General features: G+C 39.1%; 15 protein-coding genes. 7 read left to right on the top strand and 8 right to left on the bottom strand.

Going from position 1 to position 18,957, the window contains the following annotated elements:
* Positions 1 to 134 precede the first annotated feature (134 nt).
* Positions 135 to 887, top strand: a complete 753-nt coding sequence (locus ACIFOT_RS04685) for a hypothetical protein (RefSeq protein ID WP_430062302.1) — start codon at positions 135 to 137, stop codon at positions 885 to 887.
* A gap of 375 nt (positions 888 to 1,262) precedes the next feature.
* Here the strand turns inward: ACIFOT_RS04685 and ACIFOT_RS04690 are convergent, their stop codons facing one another.
* Positions 1,263 to 1,628 (bottom strand): helix-turn-helix domain-containing protein, encoded by a 366-nt coding sequence (locus tag ACIFOT_RS04690; protein ID WP_430062305.1) that lies wholly within the window; start codon positions 1,626 to 1,628, stop codon positions 1,263 to 1,265.
* 122 nt (positions 1,629 to 1,750) lie between these two features.
* On the opposite strand from ACIFOT_RS04690, the gene ACIFOT_RS04695 reads away from it, so the two are divergent.
* The gene (locus tag ACIFOT_RS04695) at positions 1,751 to 2,095 is read left to right on the top strand and encodes a hypothetical protein (RefSeq protein ID WP_430062308.1); all 345 of its coding nucleotides are present in this window, start codon (positions 1,751 to 1,753) and stop codon (positions 2,093 to 2,095) included.
* Positions 2,096 to 2,258: 163 nt separating this feature from the next.
* Here the strand turns inward: ACIFOT_RS04695 and ACIFOT_RS04700 are convergent, their stop codons facing one another.
* Genes ACIFOT_RS04700 through ACIFOT_RS04710 form a run of 3 tightly spaced genes read right to left on the bottom strand, consistent with a single transcriptional unit; the run spans position 2,259 to position 5,878 of the window.
* Complete coding sequence (locus ACIFOT_RS04700) at positions 2,259 to 2,639, bottom strand: DUF6262 family protein (RefSeq protein ID WP_430062310.1); 381 nt, start codon at positions 2,637 to 2,639, stop codon at positions 2,259 to 2,261.
* Positions 2,636 to 4,747: a tyrosine-type recombinase/integrase gene (locus tag ACIFOT_RS04705; RefSeq protein ID WP_430062443.1), complete on the bottom strand. Its 2,112-nt coding sequence runs from the start codon at positions 4,745 to 4,747 to the stop codon at positions 2,636 to 2,638. Before ACIFOT_RS04705 ends, ACIFOT_RS04700 begins: the two co-directional genes overlap by 4 nt.
* 12 nt (positions 4,748 to 4,759) lie before the next feature.
* Positions 4,760 to 5,878 (bottom strand): tyrosine-type recombinase/integrase, encoded by a 1,119-nt coding sequence (locus tag ACIFOT_RS04710; protein WP_430062313.1) that lies wholly within the window; start codon positions 5,876 to 5,878, stop codon positions 4,760 to 4,762.
* A 280-nt stretch (positions 5,879 to 6,158) separates the two neighbouring features.
* Between ACIFOT_RS04710 and ACIFOT_RS04715 the strand changes: the two genes are divergently transcribed.
* Positions 6,159 to 7,436 carry a DNA polymerase IV gene (locus ACIFOT_RS04715; protein WP_430062315.1) on the top strand — a complete coding sequence of 426 codons (1,278 nt, stop codon included), beginning with the start codon at positions 6,159 to 6,161 and terminating at the stop codon, positions 7,434 to 7,436.
* Positions 7,437 to 7,479: 43 nt separating this feature from the next.
* On the opposite strand, the gene zwf is transcribed toward ACIFOT_RS04715, so the two are convergent.
* On the bottom strand, positions 7,480 to 8,946 hold the full coding sequence (zwf, locus tag ACIFOT_RS04720; RefSeq protein ID WP_430062447.1) for a glucose-6-phosphate dehydrogenase: 1,467 nt from the start codon (positions 8,944 to 8,946) through the stop codon (positions 7,480 to 7,482).
* 232 nt (positions 8,947 to 9,178) lie between these two features.
* Between zwf and rnz the strand changes: the two genes are divergently transcribed.
* Positions 9,179 to 10,102 (top strand): ribonuclease Z, encoded by a 924-nt coding sequence (gene rnz / locus ACIFOT_RS04725; protein WP_430062320.1) that lies wholly within the window; start codon positions 9,179 to 9,181, stop codon positions 10,100 to 10,102.
* A 47-nt stretch (positions 10,103 to 10,149) separates the two neighbouring features.
* Here the strand turns inward: rnz and namA are convergent, their stop codons facing one another.
* The 3 genes from namA to proC all read right to left on the bottom strand — a co-directional run bounded on the left by namA (position 10,150) and on the right by proC (position 13,305).
* Positions 10,150 to 11,169: an NADPH dehydrogenase NamA gene (namA, locus tag ACIFOT_RS04730; RefSeq protein ID WP_430062323.1), complete on the bottom strand. Its 1,020-nt coding sequence runs from the start codon at positions 11,167 to 11,169 to the stop codon at positions 10,150 to 10,152.
* A 76-nt stretch (positions 11,170 to 11,245) separates the two neighbouring features.
* Positions 11,246 to 12,394 (bottom strand): glycosyltransferase, encoded by a 1,149-nt coding sequence (locus ACIFOT_RS04735; RefSeq protein ID WP_430062326.1) that lies wholly within the window; start codon positions 12,392 to 12,394, stop codon positions 11,246 to 11,248.
* A gap of 68 nt (positions 12,395 to 12,462) precedes the next feature.
* Positions 12,463 to 13,305 (bottom strand): pyrroline-5-carboxylate reductase, encoded by an 843-nt coding sequence (proC, locus tag ACIFOT_RS04740; protein WP_430062329.1) that lies wholly within the window; start codon positions 13,303 to 13,305, stop codon positions 12,463 to 12,465.
* Between the two features lie 437 nt (positions 13,306 to 13,742).
* Here proC and ACIFOT_RS04745 point away from each other — a divergent pair, with 437 nt between their 5' ends.
* The 3 genes from ACIFOT_RS04745 (at position 13,743) to ACIFOT_RS04755 (ending at position 18,786) form a co-directional block, all read left to right on the top strand.
* Positions 13,743 to 14,711: an MBL fold metallo-hydrolase gene (locus tag ACIFOT_RS04745; protein ID WP_430062332.1), complete on the top strand. Its 969-nt coding sequence runs from the start codon at positions 13,743 to 13,745 to the stop codon at positions 14,709 to 14,711.
* Positions 14,712 to 14,729: 18 nt separating this feature from the next.
* Entirely contained in the window at positions 14,730 to 15,527 is a 798-nt protein-coding gene (locus ACIFOT_RS04750; protein WP_430062335.1) for an SDR family NAD(P)-dependent oxidoreductase, read from the top strand.
* A 97-nt stretch (positions 15,528 to 15,624) separates the two neighbouring features.
* Entirely contained in the window at positions 15,625 to 18,786 is a 3,162-nt protein-coding gene (locus ACIFOT_RS04755) for an SNF2 helicase associated domain-containing protein (RefSeq protein WP_430062338.1), read from the top strand.
* Positions 18,787 to 18,957 lie beyond the last annotated feature (171 nt).

Genomic DNA, 18,957 nt, shown 5'->3' on the forward strand with positions numbered 1-18,957 from the left:
TCGTTCATATCAGTACAATTCTTCACAATCTAATTTCAGACTAACAAATTGGACTAACTAATTCTACGATAGTAACACTAATTTATGGTAAAATTACCCTATAACTTTGCAAACAGACTAGGGAGGATGTTCAAATGAACGAGCTTTTAGGAGTAAAACATATAGTAAAGTCTGAAGAAACAGTAAAAGAATTCACAAGGAATTATTTAAAAGGTATCCATGATAATATTCCTAAAATCATGGATGTGTTTTTTAAATTAGGTCATTTTTTTGGGAAAACTGCTGACGTAGAAACCTATGAGGGTGCAGCACAATCAATCTGTAAATTACAATATTTGCAATCTCCATATTCTTTTTGGTCAATATATAACCAATTTGAAAAAGGATATTATTTGGAAGCGCAGGTATTATACCGACATGTTTTAGAAGCATTTATTCAAATGAGATATTTTCATAAATATCCTTCCAAATTAATAGACCATATTAACGGTTCTAAACGAATTAACTTCAGTGTTATGTTTAATGAATTCTCACCTGGCTTTTATAAATTATATTATAGAAAACATATATCTGAAGCTGTTCATGGGTTAGCTATAAAAGATTTTTATAGAGTGGATAGACTTAACAATAGGACAATAATGGGATTAGAGTTTAATGTGGATGTAGCATCATCAATTATCAATCAATTTATTCCGTTGTTATTCGGTTTTTTAAATGGCTTTACATTATTTTTTCCTCAAAACACTTTATCTCTCAATCAGGAAGTTACAAATAATTTTACAAACTCTCAAGAATGGCTGGAATATGCAATGAAATCTCATAAAAAAGCTAATCCAAATTCACTAATCTGGAGTAATCATATGAAAGAATTAGTTACTTTTATTTGAACTAAGATCTTTAAACCACGATAATTACAATAGAAAAGCCACAAAAACCCCTTTCACTCGAGAGGGGATTAACACCTTTAATCACGATATATAGTAAATCCATCCCCATTAAAAACTAGCTCTCGTTCTTTTAGTTCTATGTTTAGTGCTGTTTTTAGCTTTTTATTCTTATTTGATGAATCCAAGCAATATATGTAGATTTTCTTCATCAACTAATCTGCCTCGTTAGCACAATAATGAAACTTTTCACGTGTGCATAAATATTAGTCTCTATAAAAGCCCACTCGATGCGGTACCGAATGGGCTTATCTCACGTTTGATAAAAACAGCCCTTCTTGATGGAGGGACTGCGACTATAAATGAAAATGGATCGACTTACTTACTATTCTTTTGGGAATCTAATAAATCAAGGATATCTTTAGTAATCTTTTGCAGCATTCTTATTTCGTCCTCGCTTCTATTAAGAAGAATGCTTTTGAATACCTCTATAAGGGAACTTTTTTGACTAATAATATCTTGTGGGGGGATTTCATCAAATTTAATTAATTCATAAGGAGATACTTGAAGCCCATCAGCTAGTTTCTCAACTGTCTGTAGTGAAATATTTCTTTCACCACGTTCAATCCCACCAATATATGTATATTGTAAATCGCATTTTTCAGCTAATTCTTCTTGCGTTAATCCCTTTTCCTTCCTTACAAATCGAATCTTGTTACCAACTAATTTTAAAAAGTCAGACATTAAATATCACCCCTCTATCTTTCAGATTAGAGAAGTAATATTTAATGTAACAGATAATCAAAGTATATGTTATATTAATAATAATACTTATAAGTATTATTATTTTTTGGAGGAAGATTAAATTGAAAACTAGAAATATTATTCAGCAATATGGGAGTGATTTAATTGCTGATATGGAGCTTGGAGTATTTGAAATTGAAACAGGTCAATATATAGTTATCAAGTATAATGATTATGGAAGGTTAATTGAGTTTTATGATAGAAAAGAGTTTGCATCTTATATGATAAACATTATTTCTGAATTTTTAGAGGAAAATTCTGACTATGAAATAAATAATAATAGAGATTTAAAACTTGTACTAGCATTTTCAAAGATGTTAGCAGGTTCTACATCGATTTCAATTACACAAGTTAAAAGTACAAATGTCTTCGAAGATGTGCTGGGCTTGGAGATCGTAGAGAAATAACATAAAAAAATATGCCTGCAATTGAAATTAAACAAATTATAGGATTTGGAAACACCACTAATCTTCGGAAAAAAGCAATAAAGATTATTTAGAACTCGTAAACTCTAATCTTTTTGTCCCTACTCTGGTCGAGTAGGGGCTAGTTTTTTACTGTAAAAATATCTTATATTTTTTTATATACCTCTGCATAAGCGAACTTCAACTGCTCTCTAAGTTGTTTATTATCTTCTTCTAATTTCTTTATTTTTCTTTTAAGTGATTCAATGAGAGCGTCTTTGTTATTTTCATTCATTTCCCGCTTCACTTGTTTAGGTGTAGCCGCATTTGATTGCTGCTTTCTTAGACCTTCTATCCGATTACGTAGCTCTAGGTTGTTGTATAAGGTAGCTTTAGAAATTCCTGCTTCGCGAGCCACACTATTGAAATTAATTTGCTCAGATGCTCGCACGAGCCGTTGGATAGCATTATCGACCTTTTGAGCCGTTTCCGCCTTCCTTGATGCATGGATTTCCTTCAACTGTTCTTTACGGTTAAAAATGGTCATTTTCTTACACCATGCTTCCGTTTTATACGTTCCATTCTACCAAAAATAATATTTCCTTCTTTAAGTTTGCATAAAATCTCTTCATAACGCTTTAAGTTCTTAGCACCTTTCTCTACAATATCTTCACGTCCATACTGTTTTGCAAGTTCAATATTTCTAGTAGTTCTTCTCAAGTGATCTTCATATTTCCCAATGTCAAAATCTGAAAAACCAATCGCCAGATCCTTACAAGGACTACCTCCATTACATGTTAAACATGGTGCTTCATCCATATAAGGACAATTACCGCTTAAACGAGCGTGACAAGTTCCATAGTTATTTTCCATCGCATTCAGTTTATGATCTTGCCATAGAGCTTGCAGGATGTCTTCAGGAATGTCTTCACCAGCTTTTATTTCTTGGACTTCTCCATTTAAGTCAAAGCTAAAGACGCCTTGATTCATAACAGCTTCAAAGGCCTTTCTCTTAGTGTCATCCAGTAATTTGGCGTATCGTAATGTCATCTCAGGAGAAGCATGGGCTAACAGTTCTTGTACAGTTAGAATATCCGCTCCACCGTTCAACATTTTAACTGCATAGGTGTGTCGGAACTGATGGATTGTAAAATGAAATATATCGCCATTTTCATCAGTGATATTTTTCTTATATGCAAATTTATTTAATTCTATTTGAACCCATCCTTGACTAAATGGCCTACCTTTACGTTTACCCTTATATCTAATGAAAATAAGTCCATCAGGGTTATTGTCATGATTACTGTTTTCCTTGGATTTATGAATTAAAACAGCTAAGATATTTGCCAAATCCTCATCAATCGGAACTCTATGTCCTTTTACATAGGTTTTCTCAATATCAGTGATAATAGAGTATTTACTGTTTAACTTTTCTAGACAATTAGAAGTTAACCCTAAAACGTCGGAAATTCGTAACCCAGTTTTGTAAGCAATCCATACAACAGGAATAACTTCTTTATTTAGATCATTTATATGGGTGAAAAATTGGTCTAATACATAATCAGGGATGTAGTCAATTTTGTCTATGGGTTTCTTTTTTAATTTTGGCTTGTCTTCTGGAAAAATTAATAATCGGACATGAGTTTTAGGAGCTAGTTCATATTCATACCGCTGAATGTCTTCTAAAAACTTTCCTAATACTTTTAACGCATCTCTTACATACTTTTCAGGGTGTGCATTTTTCTGTGTTAGGTTATTTTGGGTATATTCATGTAACGATTGAATGTATTTTTCAATATGGGAACGTTTTAAATTATTTAAATCATCCCAAGTCGGTTCCTGTAAAAAGATAAAGGATAGAAACGGCCGTAGGTATCTTAAATAGTGTATTGAAGTGGCCCAAGTAAAATTGTTTTTACTTAGTAAGCGTAGCTTGATGTATTGCTTTACTTGCTCACGGATTTTCAGTTGTTTTATTTTGTTGAAATCAAGGTAATACTTTGAAGTACTTTTGATATAATCAACCCCGTACTGGTCGTACAAAACTCTTACATCCCATCTATCTTTTTCCCATTCATCGCGAGGATCTGTTAGTACACACAATTTTGAATGTATCAATCTCAAAAAGTTTGCTACAGTTCTTTTAACTGTATATTCACCATATTTTATATCTTGGCTAGTGCTATGTGTTTCTACCCCTTGCTCATGTAGCCAAAACCACCATTCTCGTTCAGCCTTATCCAATTCTAGATCCATTAAGGAATAGAGTTTAGGGTACTTCTCATTTATAAATTTTGTCAATTTTGACAAGTGATTTGCAAATCCATTGAACACACTACATAAAGACCATTCCTCGTTAAATAGGGAATGATACCAAACAAACTTTACCTCTAAATTAAGCGTAGGGTTTACAAATTTGAAATAGACATTTTTTCTGCTATTCTTATATTTCTTCCACATTTCTCTAAATTGCTTAATTTCTCCTATGAATTGAATACTCCATACGTTATTGACTAAGAAATACGAGTCTTTTATTTCATGAATGGTAATTGAACCATCTCCGTTTATATTTTTGACACAATAGCTTGACAATTCTTCCTGTAATTGATCGTGAAAGCCAAATTCTCCAGTTAGTACCTTTTGCTTTGATTTCAACATTTCCCACCTCTAGTTATTTTTTTGTATTTTAAATGCCCCCTGCGCTTTTTCCCAATCCTTTCGGATGTCTTCTTCCGAGGGGTGAAGATACAGGTTCATTGTTGTTTGAATCTGAGAATGCCCTAAGCGCTCCTGAACTTGTTTAATATCTCTTGTTTCTTTATAGTACATTGTTGCATGTGTATGGCGGAAAAGGTGAGGGTGAACATCTATTCCTGTTTTATTTCGTATCCGCTTGAATAGCGATTCTACATCCCCATAGTTCATAGGTTTACCTATATTTTTCCCCCGTAGCTTTATAAACACAAAGTTTGTGTCCAGATCTAATTCATCAATAACGTCATACAGGTAATCATCGTACAAGTCCATTAGAGCCTGCGAGATGAATATCTCCCTTTCACCTGTTTTGAGTTTCGCTCCATTCTCCAATTCACCACGATCCATCAGACGAATTCGATGCCCCTTTCCATGATCAAATTTGAAGTCCTCTATGAACAGGGATAGAGCTTCTCCAATACGTAATCCCGTCTCAAATAGTAACTGAATAAGGAAAGTGTCACGTATGTTGGTCGTCGCTTCTAGCACCAGTTGAACCTGCTCCTTAGTTAGTGTTTGAATCTTTTTTTTGGGCTCTTTTATCTTTAGTACGTTACGGAAAGATGGTTTGTCCTTATTAACATGATGAAGAAAACTCTTATATCGATTTCTTCCTCCGGTAAATACTTGTCGCTTCAACATTTTCGCCATATCATTGGGCAACTCTTCATTGCGATACAAGTAGTCGTAAAAATTTGTAACTGCTGTTATCGTAAGGTTAACTGTTTTTTCAGTTCTTTTAGCCTTTACAGGTCCAAGTGTAGTCGCTTTAGTGCTCATATATGGATTTCGCAACCATGCTACAAATCCCACCAAGTCTTCTAATCGTATTTGATTGTAATCTTTCCTAGTTTCTTGTAAATAAAGAAAATATTGTTTTAACGCATAACAGTAAGTCTTTTGCGTATTACTGCTTTTTCCTGTAACATCCACGTACTTAAGGTATTTCACCACAGGAATCACAGGAAAGCCATGATTATCTACTAATATGTATTTCTTGCTTCTTTCCAAGTGAACTTCTTGTACCCGCATATACTGTCACTCCCTTATAACTTTTTTTTACTCTCGTTTTAAAACTCGCTGCACCTCCCTCTGTGGGCTTTGTTCCCCTCTAACCAACGAATATTCCAGTAATATGTTATACATAATATACTATAATTTCAAAATCCGTTTAACAATTCTATTTTGTAAAAAAAAGAGGATACTATGTTCTTATATTGAACATAGTATCCTCTTTTATTATAGTATGTTTAACCAAGGGCTCTCCTTTTTGTTATACTTAAACTATCAATGTTTTAGGAAGTGTGTCGGCATGAAGGAAATGTATCCGAAGAATGGTCGTGTCATTTTACATGTTGATATGAATAGCTTTTACGCATCAGTTGAAATGGCGTATGACCCATCTCTTAAGGGAAAACCGCTAGCCATTGCCGGAAACGCGGAGGAAAGACGAGGAATCATCGTCACCTGCAGCTATGAAGCAAGGAAGTTCGGTGTGAAAACAACGATGCCGCTCTGGGAAGCCAAAAAGCTTTGTCCGCAGTTAATCGTAAAAACTCCTAATTTTGATCGTTACCGGGCTGCATCTATGGGGATGTTTGACATACTAAGGCATTACACAACACTAGTAGAACCTGTTTCGATTGATGAGGGATACATCGATATAACTGAAAGCTTTCAATTTGGCAGTCCTATTGAAATAGCAGAAAACATCCAAAAAAGAATACTTGAGCAGCTGGATTTACCATGCAGTATTGGTATTGCTCCGAATAAATTTTTAGCAAAGATGGCATCAGATATGAAAAAGCCGCTAGGGATTACCATCCTTCGCAAGCGTGATATTCCAGCAGTGCTTTGGCCTTTAAACACAAACGAAATGCATGGAGTAGGCAATAAGACAGCGGAAAAACTTACGACTATTGGGATTCACACCATTGGTGATTTAGCAAAGGGAAATGATATTCAATTAAAAACCCTTTTAGGAATAAATGGAGTCCGCATCAAAGAGCGGGCAAATGGAATTGATCAACGCCCGGTTGACCCTGAATCAATCGAGGAATTTAAAAGCATTGGCAATTCCACAACTCTGCCTCGAGACATCAGCAATCAGCAAGAGCTTTTTCATGTCCTTGAGTCGCTAGCTGAAACTGTTTCTGTCAGGATAAAGCGAAAAAATGTTTTGGCTGCAACTCTTGGAATTACAATCCGTTATAAGGACCGCCGAACAATTACCAGAAGTAAAAAATTAGCGAACCCTATTAATCAAAAAGATGATATTGCAGCGTTTGCGAAACAGCTGTTTCTTAAATCTTGGAATGGTGATGCCATTCGTTTGTTAGGAATAACTGGTTTTGATTTAGTTGAACAGGACCAAGCTTTTAAACAGTTAAATTTATTTTCATACGAACATGATGCCAAAAAAGAACCGTTACTAAAAACTCTTTCCGGCCTCCGTGAAAAGTATGGGAAAAATATTATTGAGAATGCCGGAACTCATAATGTTGACCCTGGTCTTAAAATCGGAACAGGCACAAGCTTTAATAAGGATTTTCTTCGTTCTATTCCTCAGCAAAAAGAGGATGAAGAGTAAAAAGCTCCACATTGCCCATATAGAGCAAGTGGAGCTTTATTAATTATTTGCAATTATCTACTTCTAATTCTGTTACTGGCCACCAGAAGAAGCCGTCTTTTTCCAAAAGCTTCTCTGCTGCATCTGGTCCCTTTGAACCTGAAGCATAATTAGGAAAGTCTGCTTTTGTTTGCTGCCAAGCAGCTGAAATTTTGTCTACAAATGCCCAAGAATAGGCAACTTCATCCCAATGGGTGAAATTCGTGGCATCGCCGCGCATACAGTCATAAAGCAGCTTTTCGTACCCTTCAGGCGTATTCATTGCATGGATACCGGTATTTGCAAAGCTTAATCTTACCTCTTGTGCATCTAAATGACCACCTGCTTTTTTGGCATTTAGATGCAGAGTGATTCCCTCTTCAGGCTGTATATGAATAACAAGGAGATTTGGGTTCAGCATTTTTTCGGTTTGGTAATATAAATTCATTGGAATATCTTTAAATTGAATGACGATTTTGGTCGATTTAACCTTGAGTCTTTTTCCAGTTCGAATATAGAAAGGAACGCCGGCCCAGCGAAAATTATCAATCATCACTTTTCCAGCCACATAGGTTTCGGTATTGGATTCTTTATCGACCATAGGTTCATCACGGTATTTTGGGACCGGCTTATCATCCATTTCGCCCTCGCCATATTGCCCGCGTACGAAATACTCATTTACTTCATCACCTTCGACTGATCGGAGTGCACGAAACACTCTGACTTTTTCAGACCGAATTTCATCTGTTGTCAGCCGGATTGGCGGCTCCATCGCCAGTAATGCTACCATTTGCATCATATGGTTTTGGAGCATATCTCTAAGGGCACCGCTAGACTCATAATAGCGCCCGCGTTCTTCCACACCAAGTGTTTCGCTGGAAGTAATTTGGATATTAGAAATGTATCGATTATTCCAAAGGGGTTCAAAAATGGCATTGGCAAAACGAATGACTTCGATATTCCGCACCATTTCTTTTCCTAAATAGTGATCGATCCGGTACACTTCTTTTTCCGAAAAAGCGGTTCTAATTTGTTTGTTTAATTCCTTTGCGGATTCTAAATCATGTCCGAATGGTTTTTCAATGACAAGTCGCTTATAGCCCGATACATCTGTAAGTCCATCGGATTTTAAATGCAAAGCGATTGGACCGAAAAATTCCGGTGCCATGGCTAAGTAAAAAATGCGGTTTCCTTCCAGTTTATAATTTTTATCAATTTGGTCCGCAAAGGTTTTTAAGGAGCCGTATGAACTTGAATCAGATACATCATGTGCTTGATAATAAAAATGCGAGATGAATTCATCAATATTTTCCTTGTTTCCAATTGCCGATACTACGGAGTCCTTTACAGTTGCCTGAAAATCATCATTAGGCAAAGGTTTCCTGGAAACGCCAATTACGGCAAATTTATGAAATTTCCCTTTATTGTATAAACGGTAAAGAGAAGGGAAAAGCTTCCTTTTCGCTAAATCACCAGTTGCTCCAAAAATCATGATTAAAGAAGTCATGTTTTCTTCCACGTTCAAAGCCCTCATTTCTAAAGTTTGATGATGCTTATGTAATTTGTACTTAACAAGTATTTAATTTAGCGCTTATGATTAGGTTTCGCAAATATAATGATTTGCATGTATCAAATTACTAAGACAAAACGGGTAGAGAAGCAATCTGCAGCAGTTTATGCTATAGTATTTGGAAGCAGGTTCGGTATAGAGAGGAGATTAGAATTTGGACATTTTTTTCTTAGGAACCGGCGCAGGAATGCCCGCAAAGGTTCGCAATGTCACGTCCATTGCCCTTAAATTATTGGAGGAACGGGGTGCAGTGTGGTTATTTGATGCCGGTGAAGCAACGCAGCATCAAATCCTGCATACATCGATTAAACCTCGGAGAATTGAAAAAATCTTCATAACCCATCTTCATGGGGATCATATATACGGTCTTCCAGGCCTGTTATCGAGCCGATCTTTTCAGGGCGGGGATACCGAAGTAACAGTATATGGCCCGAAAGGGATAAAAGAGTTTATTCATGTAAGTCTATCCTTAAGTCAAACCTATTTAAAGTATCCGTTGACTGTCATTGAAATCTCCGAGGGCATTATTTTTGAAGATGATCAGTTTTCAGTCGAAGCTCGTATGCTCGTTCACGGAATACCTTCCTATGGGTATCGGATTGTCGAAAAGGACAGGCCTGGTACGTTGCTTGCTGATAAGTTAATTGAAGCAGGCGTCCAGCCAGGTCCTATTTTTAGAAAAATTAAGAATGGTGAAGCAATAACACTTGAAGATGGCAGAATTATTGAACCACATCAGTTTCTTGGTCCTGAACAAAAGGGGAGAATCGTTACCATTTTAGGAGATACCCGATTTTGCGAAAATGCCATTGTTTTAGCAAAAAATGCTGACCTTTTAATCCATGAAGCAACGTTTGCAAAAGGGGAAGAACAGCTGGCATCCGATTACTTTCATTCCACAACCCATCAGGCTGCAGAAATTGCCAGAGAGGCCGGATGTAAGGAGTTGTGCCTGACCCATATCAGTTCACGTTATGATCGAAATGCCTGGAAAGAATTAGTTGACGAAGCCAAAGAAATCTTTCCAAATACGGACATATCTGAGGATTTTAAAGAAATTAATATTCCTCTTAAATAAACAAAAAGGGCACTTACCCAAAAATCTGGTAAGTGCTTTGTGGTTTATTATATCCAGCCGCGCTCGTATTGCTTTGGTCCTTCAATGCTGACACCAAGTTCTTTTGCCGCGGTTCTTGGCCAGTATGGATCCCTTAATAATTCACGTGCTAAAAAGACTAATTCGGCCCGTTCGTTTTGTAAAATTTCCTCCGCCTGAATCCCGGAAGTGATTAAGCCGACTGCACCAGTAGGGATGTCAGCACCATTCTTAATCGCCTCTGCATATTTAACCTGATAGCCCGGATAAACATTAATGCGTGCTGGAACGACTGCACCTGAGCTTACGTCAATTAAATCGACACCCTGTTCTTTCATCCACTGAGAGAAGGTTACGTAATCTTCCGGTTTTAAGCCTTCTTCATGGTAATCATGAGCGGAAACACGCACAAAGAGGGGCCCCTCCCAAACTGCTTTGATGGCATCAATGACTTCTTGCAAGAATCGGTAACGATTTTCAGCTGATCCTCCGTATTCATCGGTTCTTTTGTTGGAAAGAGGTGAAAGGAATTCGTTTATCAAATATCCATGCGCCCCGTGAATCTCAATTACATCAAAGCCAGCCTTGGCAGCCCGCTCGGCACCCTTCTTAAAAGCCTCCACGGTTTCTTCAATTTCGGATTTTGTCATTTCCTTTGGCGTTTTCATTTTATCATTGAAAGCGAGCGCGGAAGGGGCAACAATTTCTCCTTCTAGCATCGCTTTTCGACCTGCGTGGGCAAGCTGAATGCCCATTTTGGCCCCGTGTTCTTTCACAAGTTTAACTAGTTCTTGGAATCCTGCAATATGATCATCATTCCAGATGCCTAAATCTTGTGTTGAAATCCGTCCCTGAGGTGTTACGGCTGTTGCCTCTACTATAATGAGGCCGACCTGGCCAACTGCCCTGCTTGTGTAATGCGTGCGATGCCAGATTTGAATATGACCATCCTCATTATGACTGGAATACATGCACATTGGCGCCATGACAATTCTGTTTTTGAATGTCACATCCTTAATTGTATAAGAAGAAAATAATTTAGCTGTCATGTTAAGGAGCCTCCTTCAACTATTTTTTTACAATCTTAGTATAGCAAAAGGCTCCAAGATAATTGAAAATTCTGCTTCAATCGTTATCTCTAAGCTCGCTTAATCGGTAGGTGGTGCCTCTCCAGACTATTCCTCCACGTTTAAACGTAAGGATACTTGCTCTAATAATTGAATAAATAAACAGCAAGGCCGTAATCGGAAATACGGCAAAAAGAAAAGGGGAGAATCGCGTCATTTTCTTCACAATCATCCAATACAGAATTCCACTCGCCGCAATATTTCCTAAACTGAGCAGGGCAATGGTTTTATTTTTCGAAAAAATAGTCACAAAGGGAAGCACGTGAGTGACAAAGACTCCAAATATCGAGAAAAGCACCATGCTGATTCGATAATTTAGTCCCGCAAAAGTATTTTTTTCAAGACCCACAAATGCCTCTTTTAAGCTGCCATACCATTCGACTTCAATTAATTTGAGCGCGGTGGCAATCCTTTGCCGGTATCCTGCTTTTTTCATTTTCATCCCCAGCTGCAAATCATCATCCGGCCGCATTTTCACTTTTTCATGCGTACCAAACTGTTCATAGGCCGCTTTTGATACGAGGTTAAACGCCCCAATTCCCGTACCGATTTTCGACTTTGGGTTATTTGCAGACCATGGCCGCTTAAAATAGGAGAAGCCAAATAGGAAGAAGGCGACAAAGGTTTTCAGCCAAAAATTGTTTGCGTTCAAATTTGGTGCCGCCGTTAAATGATCCAGCTGGTGTTTTTCAAAATAATGGAGGGCCTTTGCGAATGCTTCTTTTTTATACTTTACATCCGCATCGGTAAATAATAGCCATTTGCCTGAGGCCTCCAGAGAACCTTGATATAAAGCATGATTTTTCCCAAGCCAGCCCTCAGGCAAGTTCTTAATATGGAGAACTTTTATTCGCGAGTCAAGTTCCATTAATTCGTTCATGATTTTTCCGGTATGATCACTTGAACGGTCATTGACAAGAAGCCATTCCACATTTCTATAGGTTTGCCTCAGTTGACTGATGATGCTTGAGCTTATTTGTGTCTCTTCATTACGGGCTGCCACAATTACCGACAATAATGGCCCATTTTCTAAGCTTTCTTCGCTTTCAAGCGAGTCTAAATTTTTAAAACCGAAATGAGCATCTATGAGAAAAACAATCCAAACCAGGATGCCCAGGGAGAATAAAACGGTTAGTATGGTGTCCATATCCTCAGCCCTCTAAAATCAATGTTATACTATTAGTTTAAGAGAACTGTCGTTTACGATACAACTTTTTAAATTGTTTTTCCTACCTTAAGCTGTGAACAGAGGGCATCTCCCATTTTCCTAGATTGGGCAGTGGCTGCTTTAATACAGGAAATGAATGCCTCTTGAACCCCGTTTTCCTCCAGAATCCGAATACCGGCTTCCGTAGTGCCTCCAGGACTTGTCACTTCTTTCCGCAATTGTGTCGAAGATTTACTGGAGTTTTTAACCATCTCTGCCGCTCCTATCAACGTTTGCACAATTAATTCACTTGCCATTTCCTTTTCCAATCCAACCTCTACGGCACTTTTTTCCATTGCTTCAATCAGGTAATAAATATAGGCTGGTCCGCTGCCGGACAAACCAGTTACAGCATCGAGCTGTTCTTCGGCAACAAAGGCTGCAAGCCCGACTGTCCCAAATAGCTTTTTAGTGGTTTCTAGCTGCTCTGTGGTGACGCGCTTATTAACAGCGATGGCGGTCGCTGATTTTCCTACTGCCGCAGACGTATTAGGCATGGACCTGGCGATGGAGAGGGATTTATTCGCTAAAGTCTCAATCGTATTCATCGAAACCCCCGCTAGTACGGAAACTACCAGCATTTGCTCGGTTAAATGCCCGCGGATATAGTCGATTGCCGATGCCGCATCCTTTGGCTTCATCGCTAACATGACAATGTCGGCCCCATCAAAAAGTACATTCAAATCATACGTTCCCTGGACACCATATCGCTTTTTTAGACTATTTAATCGTTCCTGATTAGAATTATTTGTTACCCATACATTTTTTCTATCAATTAAACCTTTTTCGAGAATGCCGGAAATAAAGGCCTCAGCCATCGAGCCTGCGCCAATAATTGCGATCTTTTTCATGATTATCCCTCCTTAATGTTTTCGAAAAAAACAAAAAGACCCTTCATCCACAAAGGACGAAAGGTCTAGCTTCCGCGGTACCACCTTCATTTACCCAAGTTGGAAAATACACAACAAGGGTTCACTCGACTCCGTTAACGCCGGACATACGTTAGGTTTTCCTAAATGCTCATAAGGTAGGTTCAATGATTAAGTGGGCGGTGAAGCCTTTCAGCCTTCGAGCTTCACTCTCTTTCGCCATTTCTCATTTACTGGCCTTACTCATCGCTTCGAACAAATGAAATTTTAATAGTGATTATGCAAGAAAAGTAGCCTGTCTGTCAAGAAATAAATTTACATAATTTTTTATTTTTTCTAAAAAATTATGTAAATATAATGACATTGGAAAAAATAATCGTTACACTTTAAATTAACCATTATGTTAAGGGGTTTTGAAAATGAGTGAATGGAAAGATGGAATTGCCAAGATTACGTTGCCGACTCCTTTTGCCGTTGGCGATGTTAATGTGTATTTGATTAAGGGGGAACGTTTAACGCTTGTTGATACGGGAGCGAAAACGGAAGAATCATGGAATTCCCTTATAGAACAAATGGCTGAATTAGATTTAAGCCCTAATGATATCGAGCAGGTAGTGCTTACTCATCATCATCCTGATCATGCCGGGATGCTCGATTTTTTTCCCGATTCGTTAGAGGTGTATGGACACCCGCTTAATGAAAGATGGATTCATCCAAATGAAGCTTTTTTTCAAGAACAAGAACATTTTTTCATAGAGCATTTTAAGGCGTTCGGATTACCTGAGGAATATTTTACGATACTTCCAAAACTAAGAAAGACGATGAAGTATATGTGTAATCGGTCGCTTACTGGACATCTCTTGGAGGGCATGAGACCTCCAGGACTAGACGATTGGAAGGTAATCGAAACCCCTGGTCATGCACAAAGTCAAATTGCTCTTTTTAGGGAAAAGGACGGAGTTTTGATTGGCGGGGATTTAATACTTGCTCATATTTCACCTAATCCATTACTTGAGCCGCCTGAGCCTGGAGAAGAAGAGAGGCCTAAGCCGCAGCTTCAGCATAACGATTCGATGAAAAAGCTGCTTCACTATCCGATTCATTGTGTCTATACCGGTCATGGTGATGAAGTCTACCAGTTATCTGAACTAATTGAAAAAAGGCTAACCCGCCAGCATGAGCGTGCGATGACGGTAAAAACTTGGCTTAAGGAAGAGGAACTTACTGTATTTCAAATCTGCCAGCGGTTGTTTCCATCCGTCTATCAGCGTGAATTAATGTTGACGATTTCGGAAACGGTTGCTCAGCTTGACTATTTAGCCTCTATCGAGGAGATTATTAGTAGAGATGGTCAGCCTGTGGTATATCAAGCAAATCCACGGGATTAACTCTGATGGGGTGTATAAATGGTTAGGGAACAGTTAAAAGGTAAAAATATTGTCATTACTGGTGCATCTGGAGGAATCGGAGCAGAAATTGCCAAACTTTGCGCGGCAAGCGGCGCTAATCTAGTCCTCCTTGCACGAAGCATTGATAAGCTTGAAAAGCTGCAGGCAGTATTGCAGCAAAATTATCAAGTAAGAGTAGATTTTTTTCAGCTTGATGTGTCTGATACTAATCAAGTTCAAAGCGTTTTTAAGCAGATTTTTGCTGAAATAGGACAGGTAGACATACTTGTAAATAATGCAGGCTTTGGGGTTTTCCGTGAAGCGCATGAAGCCCCGATAGATGAAATTAAGGAAATGTTTGAAGTAAATGTTGTAGGGTTGATGGCCTGTACCAACATGGTGCTGCCGAAAATGCGCGAGCGGCGCTTTGGGCATATTATTAATATTGCTTCACAAGCTGGAAAAATTGCCACTCCGAAATCGAGTGTCTATTCTGCCACTAAGCATGCTGTTCTTGGCTACACCAATGCTCTTAGAATGGAGCTTTCCGACTATAATGTTCAGGTAACCTCTGTGAATCCGGGGCCGATTGCCACTAATTTTTTTAACATTGCCGATGAAAAGGGCACTTATGTTAAAAATGTTCAGCGGTATATGCTTCAGCCAGAGTATGTGGCAAATAAGGTCGTTGAAAGCATGCTGACGAAAACGAGGGAGATTAATCTGCCGCGCTGGATGAACCTGGGAAGTGTCGTCTATGTTCTATTTCCACGGTTGTTTGAGCGGCTGGGAAAACGAATGCTTAGTTCTAAGTAGGGAAAAGCTGCCTGGTCAAGGCGGCTTTTTGTATGGGGTCAGTTCTATAAAAATGGTATAATGGGTAATCTAAATGACCTCAGGAAGGAGTCCCCTATTGAATATAAGATTGCATCCAAAAATGATTAAAGAATTGTGCGGGACTGTCTCCTTCAAAAGAGGCGAGACTTTTTACCGGTCCAATAAAGTAACCTTTGAAAATTACGGTCCTGACCGATGTGAAGCAATAGTATCTGGAACAGAGGATTTCCATGTTGTGATTGAAAGGGAAGACAATGGTGGTTTTCGAACAAAGTGCACGTGTCCTGTGTTGACTTCTTATCAAAAGGATTGTCAGCATATTGCTGCAGTATTGCTAGCCATATACGAGCAACAACGTAAAGGAACCACTCCCTTTCGAGAGGGTTCTTCAAACAGGGAGGAGAATCTAGCAGAGGGGGTGCTGAACCTCTTCAACAACCAGCCCATACGCTCTAGCGGGCATCAACTCCATTTTGAAAATAGAACCGTGCTTAAAGTCGAACTTACCTGTAAACCAATTTTGATTGATGAACAGTACATTCTCGGAATGCAGATAAAGATTGAATCAGCAAATGTACAAAACATCCGGGACTTTCTTTGCGCCGTTGATCAGGGGCGACCAATTAAGCTTTCTAGCCTACACTGTTACGAACCTTACCTGCATTGCTTTCAACCTGAAACTGATTCCGTGATTAAGAAACTAATACAAGTGGTCCAAGATAATAAGCACACTGGCGAACAAGAACTGCTTCCGATTCCGCCATCTTCCTGGAAGCAGCTGCAGCCATTACTTTCGAAGGCACCATTGGTGAAGCTTAAATACAATGGAAATATCTATGATAGTTTAGTTGTTACGGACGAGCTGCCTCCGTTAAAGTTTGAATTTAGCGAGGCGGACGGCAATGGCTATTGTTTAAAGGTTAAAGGATTATCTAATATGATTATCTTAGATTCTTACGGGTCTGTTTTATCTGCAGGGAAAATCGTTACGATGAAAACGGAGGACTGCAAGCGTTTGTCCGATCTTAAACAACTGCTAGATGCCTCAGGAACGAATCAAATTTCCATCCCTCAAGTACAAATCCAGCATTTTTTAGAAAAAGTAGTCCCTGGCTTAAAAAAAATAGGTTATGTCCAGCTTTCTGATGCACTGGCAAAAGAGTTTATGAAAACGCCTCTGATTGCCAAATTGTACTTGGATCGGGTGAAAAATCGCCTGCTAGCCGGGCTGGAGTTTCATTATGATAATGTTGTATTCAATCCTTTGGAGAGGCAGGATGCTGGTTCTAGAGTAATTCGTGATGAGGATAAGGAGAGCCTAATTCTGCAGCTTATGGAGGAGAGTTCATTTGCCAAAACAGAAGGCGGTTATTACCTTCACAATGAAGAATTAGAATATGAATTTCTCTACCATACTGTCCCGAAGCTCCAAAAGCTTACACAAATTTATGCTACAACAGCTGTAAGAAACAGGATTTTTAGAGAGAATCCCCGCCTGAGCTTGAGGGTGAAGGTGAAAAAAGAACGAACAAATTGGCTCGAATTTAAATTTGAACTAGGAATTCCTGAGCAGCAAATTAAAGAAGTTCTAACGGCCTTAGAGGAAAAGCGGAAATTTTATCGGCTTCGGAATGGTGCGCTGTTGTCGTTGGAGACACGAGAGTTTAAGGAAATTCAACGGTTTTTAACGGAAATACCAGCTGAGAAGAAGAATCTTGAAGACAGCTTCGAGCTTTCGATTATGCAGGGACTGCCGCTGCTTGATTCGGTTGAGGACAGTCAGGTGTTCATTGCGGAAGAATCCTTTCGTCAGTTCCTTGAAAGTCTCCGCAATGCCGGCAGCTTAGAGTTTGCAGTTCCATCCAGTTTAGATTCGATTTTACGCGACTATCAAAAACGCGGTTACAAGTGGATGAAAACACTTGCCCATTACGGATTTGGCGGAATTCTAGCCGATGATATGGGCCTTGGAAAAACATTGCAAAGCATTACGTTTATTTTATCAGAGCTTGAGAACATCCGTGCAAAAAAGCAGCCGGTTTTGATTGTCTGTCCTTCCTCTTTACTGTATAACTGGCTGAGTGAAATGATGAAATTTGCTTCGGAAATTCAGGCAGTTGTCGTGGATGGCAATCAAGCTGAGAGGCATCGTATCCTGAAGGAAGCTTTGCAAATGGACGTGGTTATCACTTCGTATCCTTTGCTGCGGCGGGATCTCAAGTGGTACGAGAAACAAGATTTCCATACTGTCTTTTTTGATGAAGCACAAGCCTTTAAGAACCCACTGACCCAAACGGCACGGGCGGTAAAAAGGCTTAAGGCGAATTATCGATTTGCCTTGACCGGAACACCGGTAGAAAATTCTCTCGAAGAACTTTGGTCTATTTTTCATGTCGTCTTTCCTGAACTATTTCGTGGCTTAAAGGAATTCTCCAACCTATCAAGGAAAAAGATTTCCCGGAGAGTCCGTCCATTCTTATTGCGAAGGATGAAGGAAGACGTCGTTTCCGAGCTTCCGGAAAAATTAGAGTTTACGGAATCAGCAGAACTTCTTCCAGATCAAAAGAAGCTGTATGCCGCGTATTTGGCTAAGCTGCGAGAAGATACACTTAAACATTTGGACAAGGAAACCATCCGAAAGAACCGGATAAAAATCCTCGCAGGTTTAACGCGCTTGCGGCAGATTTGCTGCCATCCGGCTTTGTTTGTGGACGGTTACAAAGGCAGTTCTGCTAAATTTGAAATGCTGATGAGACTTATTGAGGAATCCAGGCTTTCAGGTAGGAGGGTGTTGATTTTCTCTCAGTTTACAAAAATGCTTGATCTTATAGGGAGAAATTTAGCGGTTAAGGACCTTCCTTTTTTCTATCTTGATGGCGCGACCCCGTCTGAAGAACGTTTGGAAATCTGCAATCGATTTAATGAAGGGGAACGCGATTTCTTCCTTATTTCGCTTAAGGCTGGCGGTACAGGACTTAATTTGACGGGAGCGGACACGGTCATTTTGTATGACATTTGGTGGAATCCGGCGGTCGAGGAGCAGGCCGCAGACCGGGCCCATCGCATCGGCCAGAAAAATGTTGTCCAGGTCATCAAGCTTGTTTCCCGAGGCACCATCGAAGAGAAAATCAGCGAACTGCAGGACAAAAAAAGACAGCTGATTGAAGAAATCATTGACTCCGAGGAGCAGGGCAAATCCGTTTTAACCGAAGAGGATATACAAGAAATATTATCTTAACATAATTTATGGAGAATTCTTGCTTGTTTTCTCGATCGAGCTATTCTATGGGACAATTTGCATGGAATTCCTGCTGGTTTTGTCCCATAGAGCTTTTCTATGGGACAGTTTGCATGGGGTCCTGCTGGTTTTGTCCCATAGAGCTTTTCTATGGGACAGTTTGCATGGGAT

This window comes from Neobacillus sp. NRS-1170 (assembly GCF_050468025.1).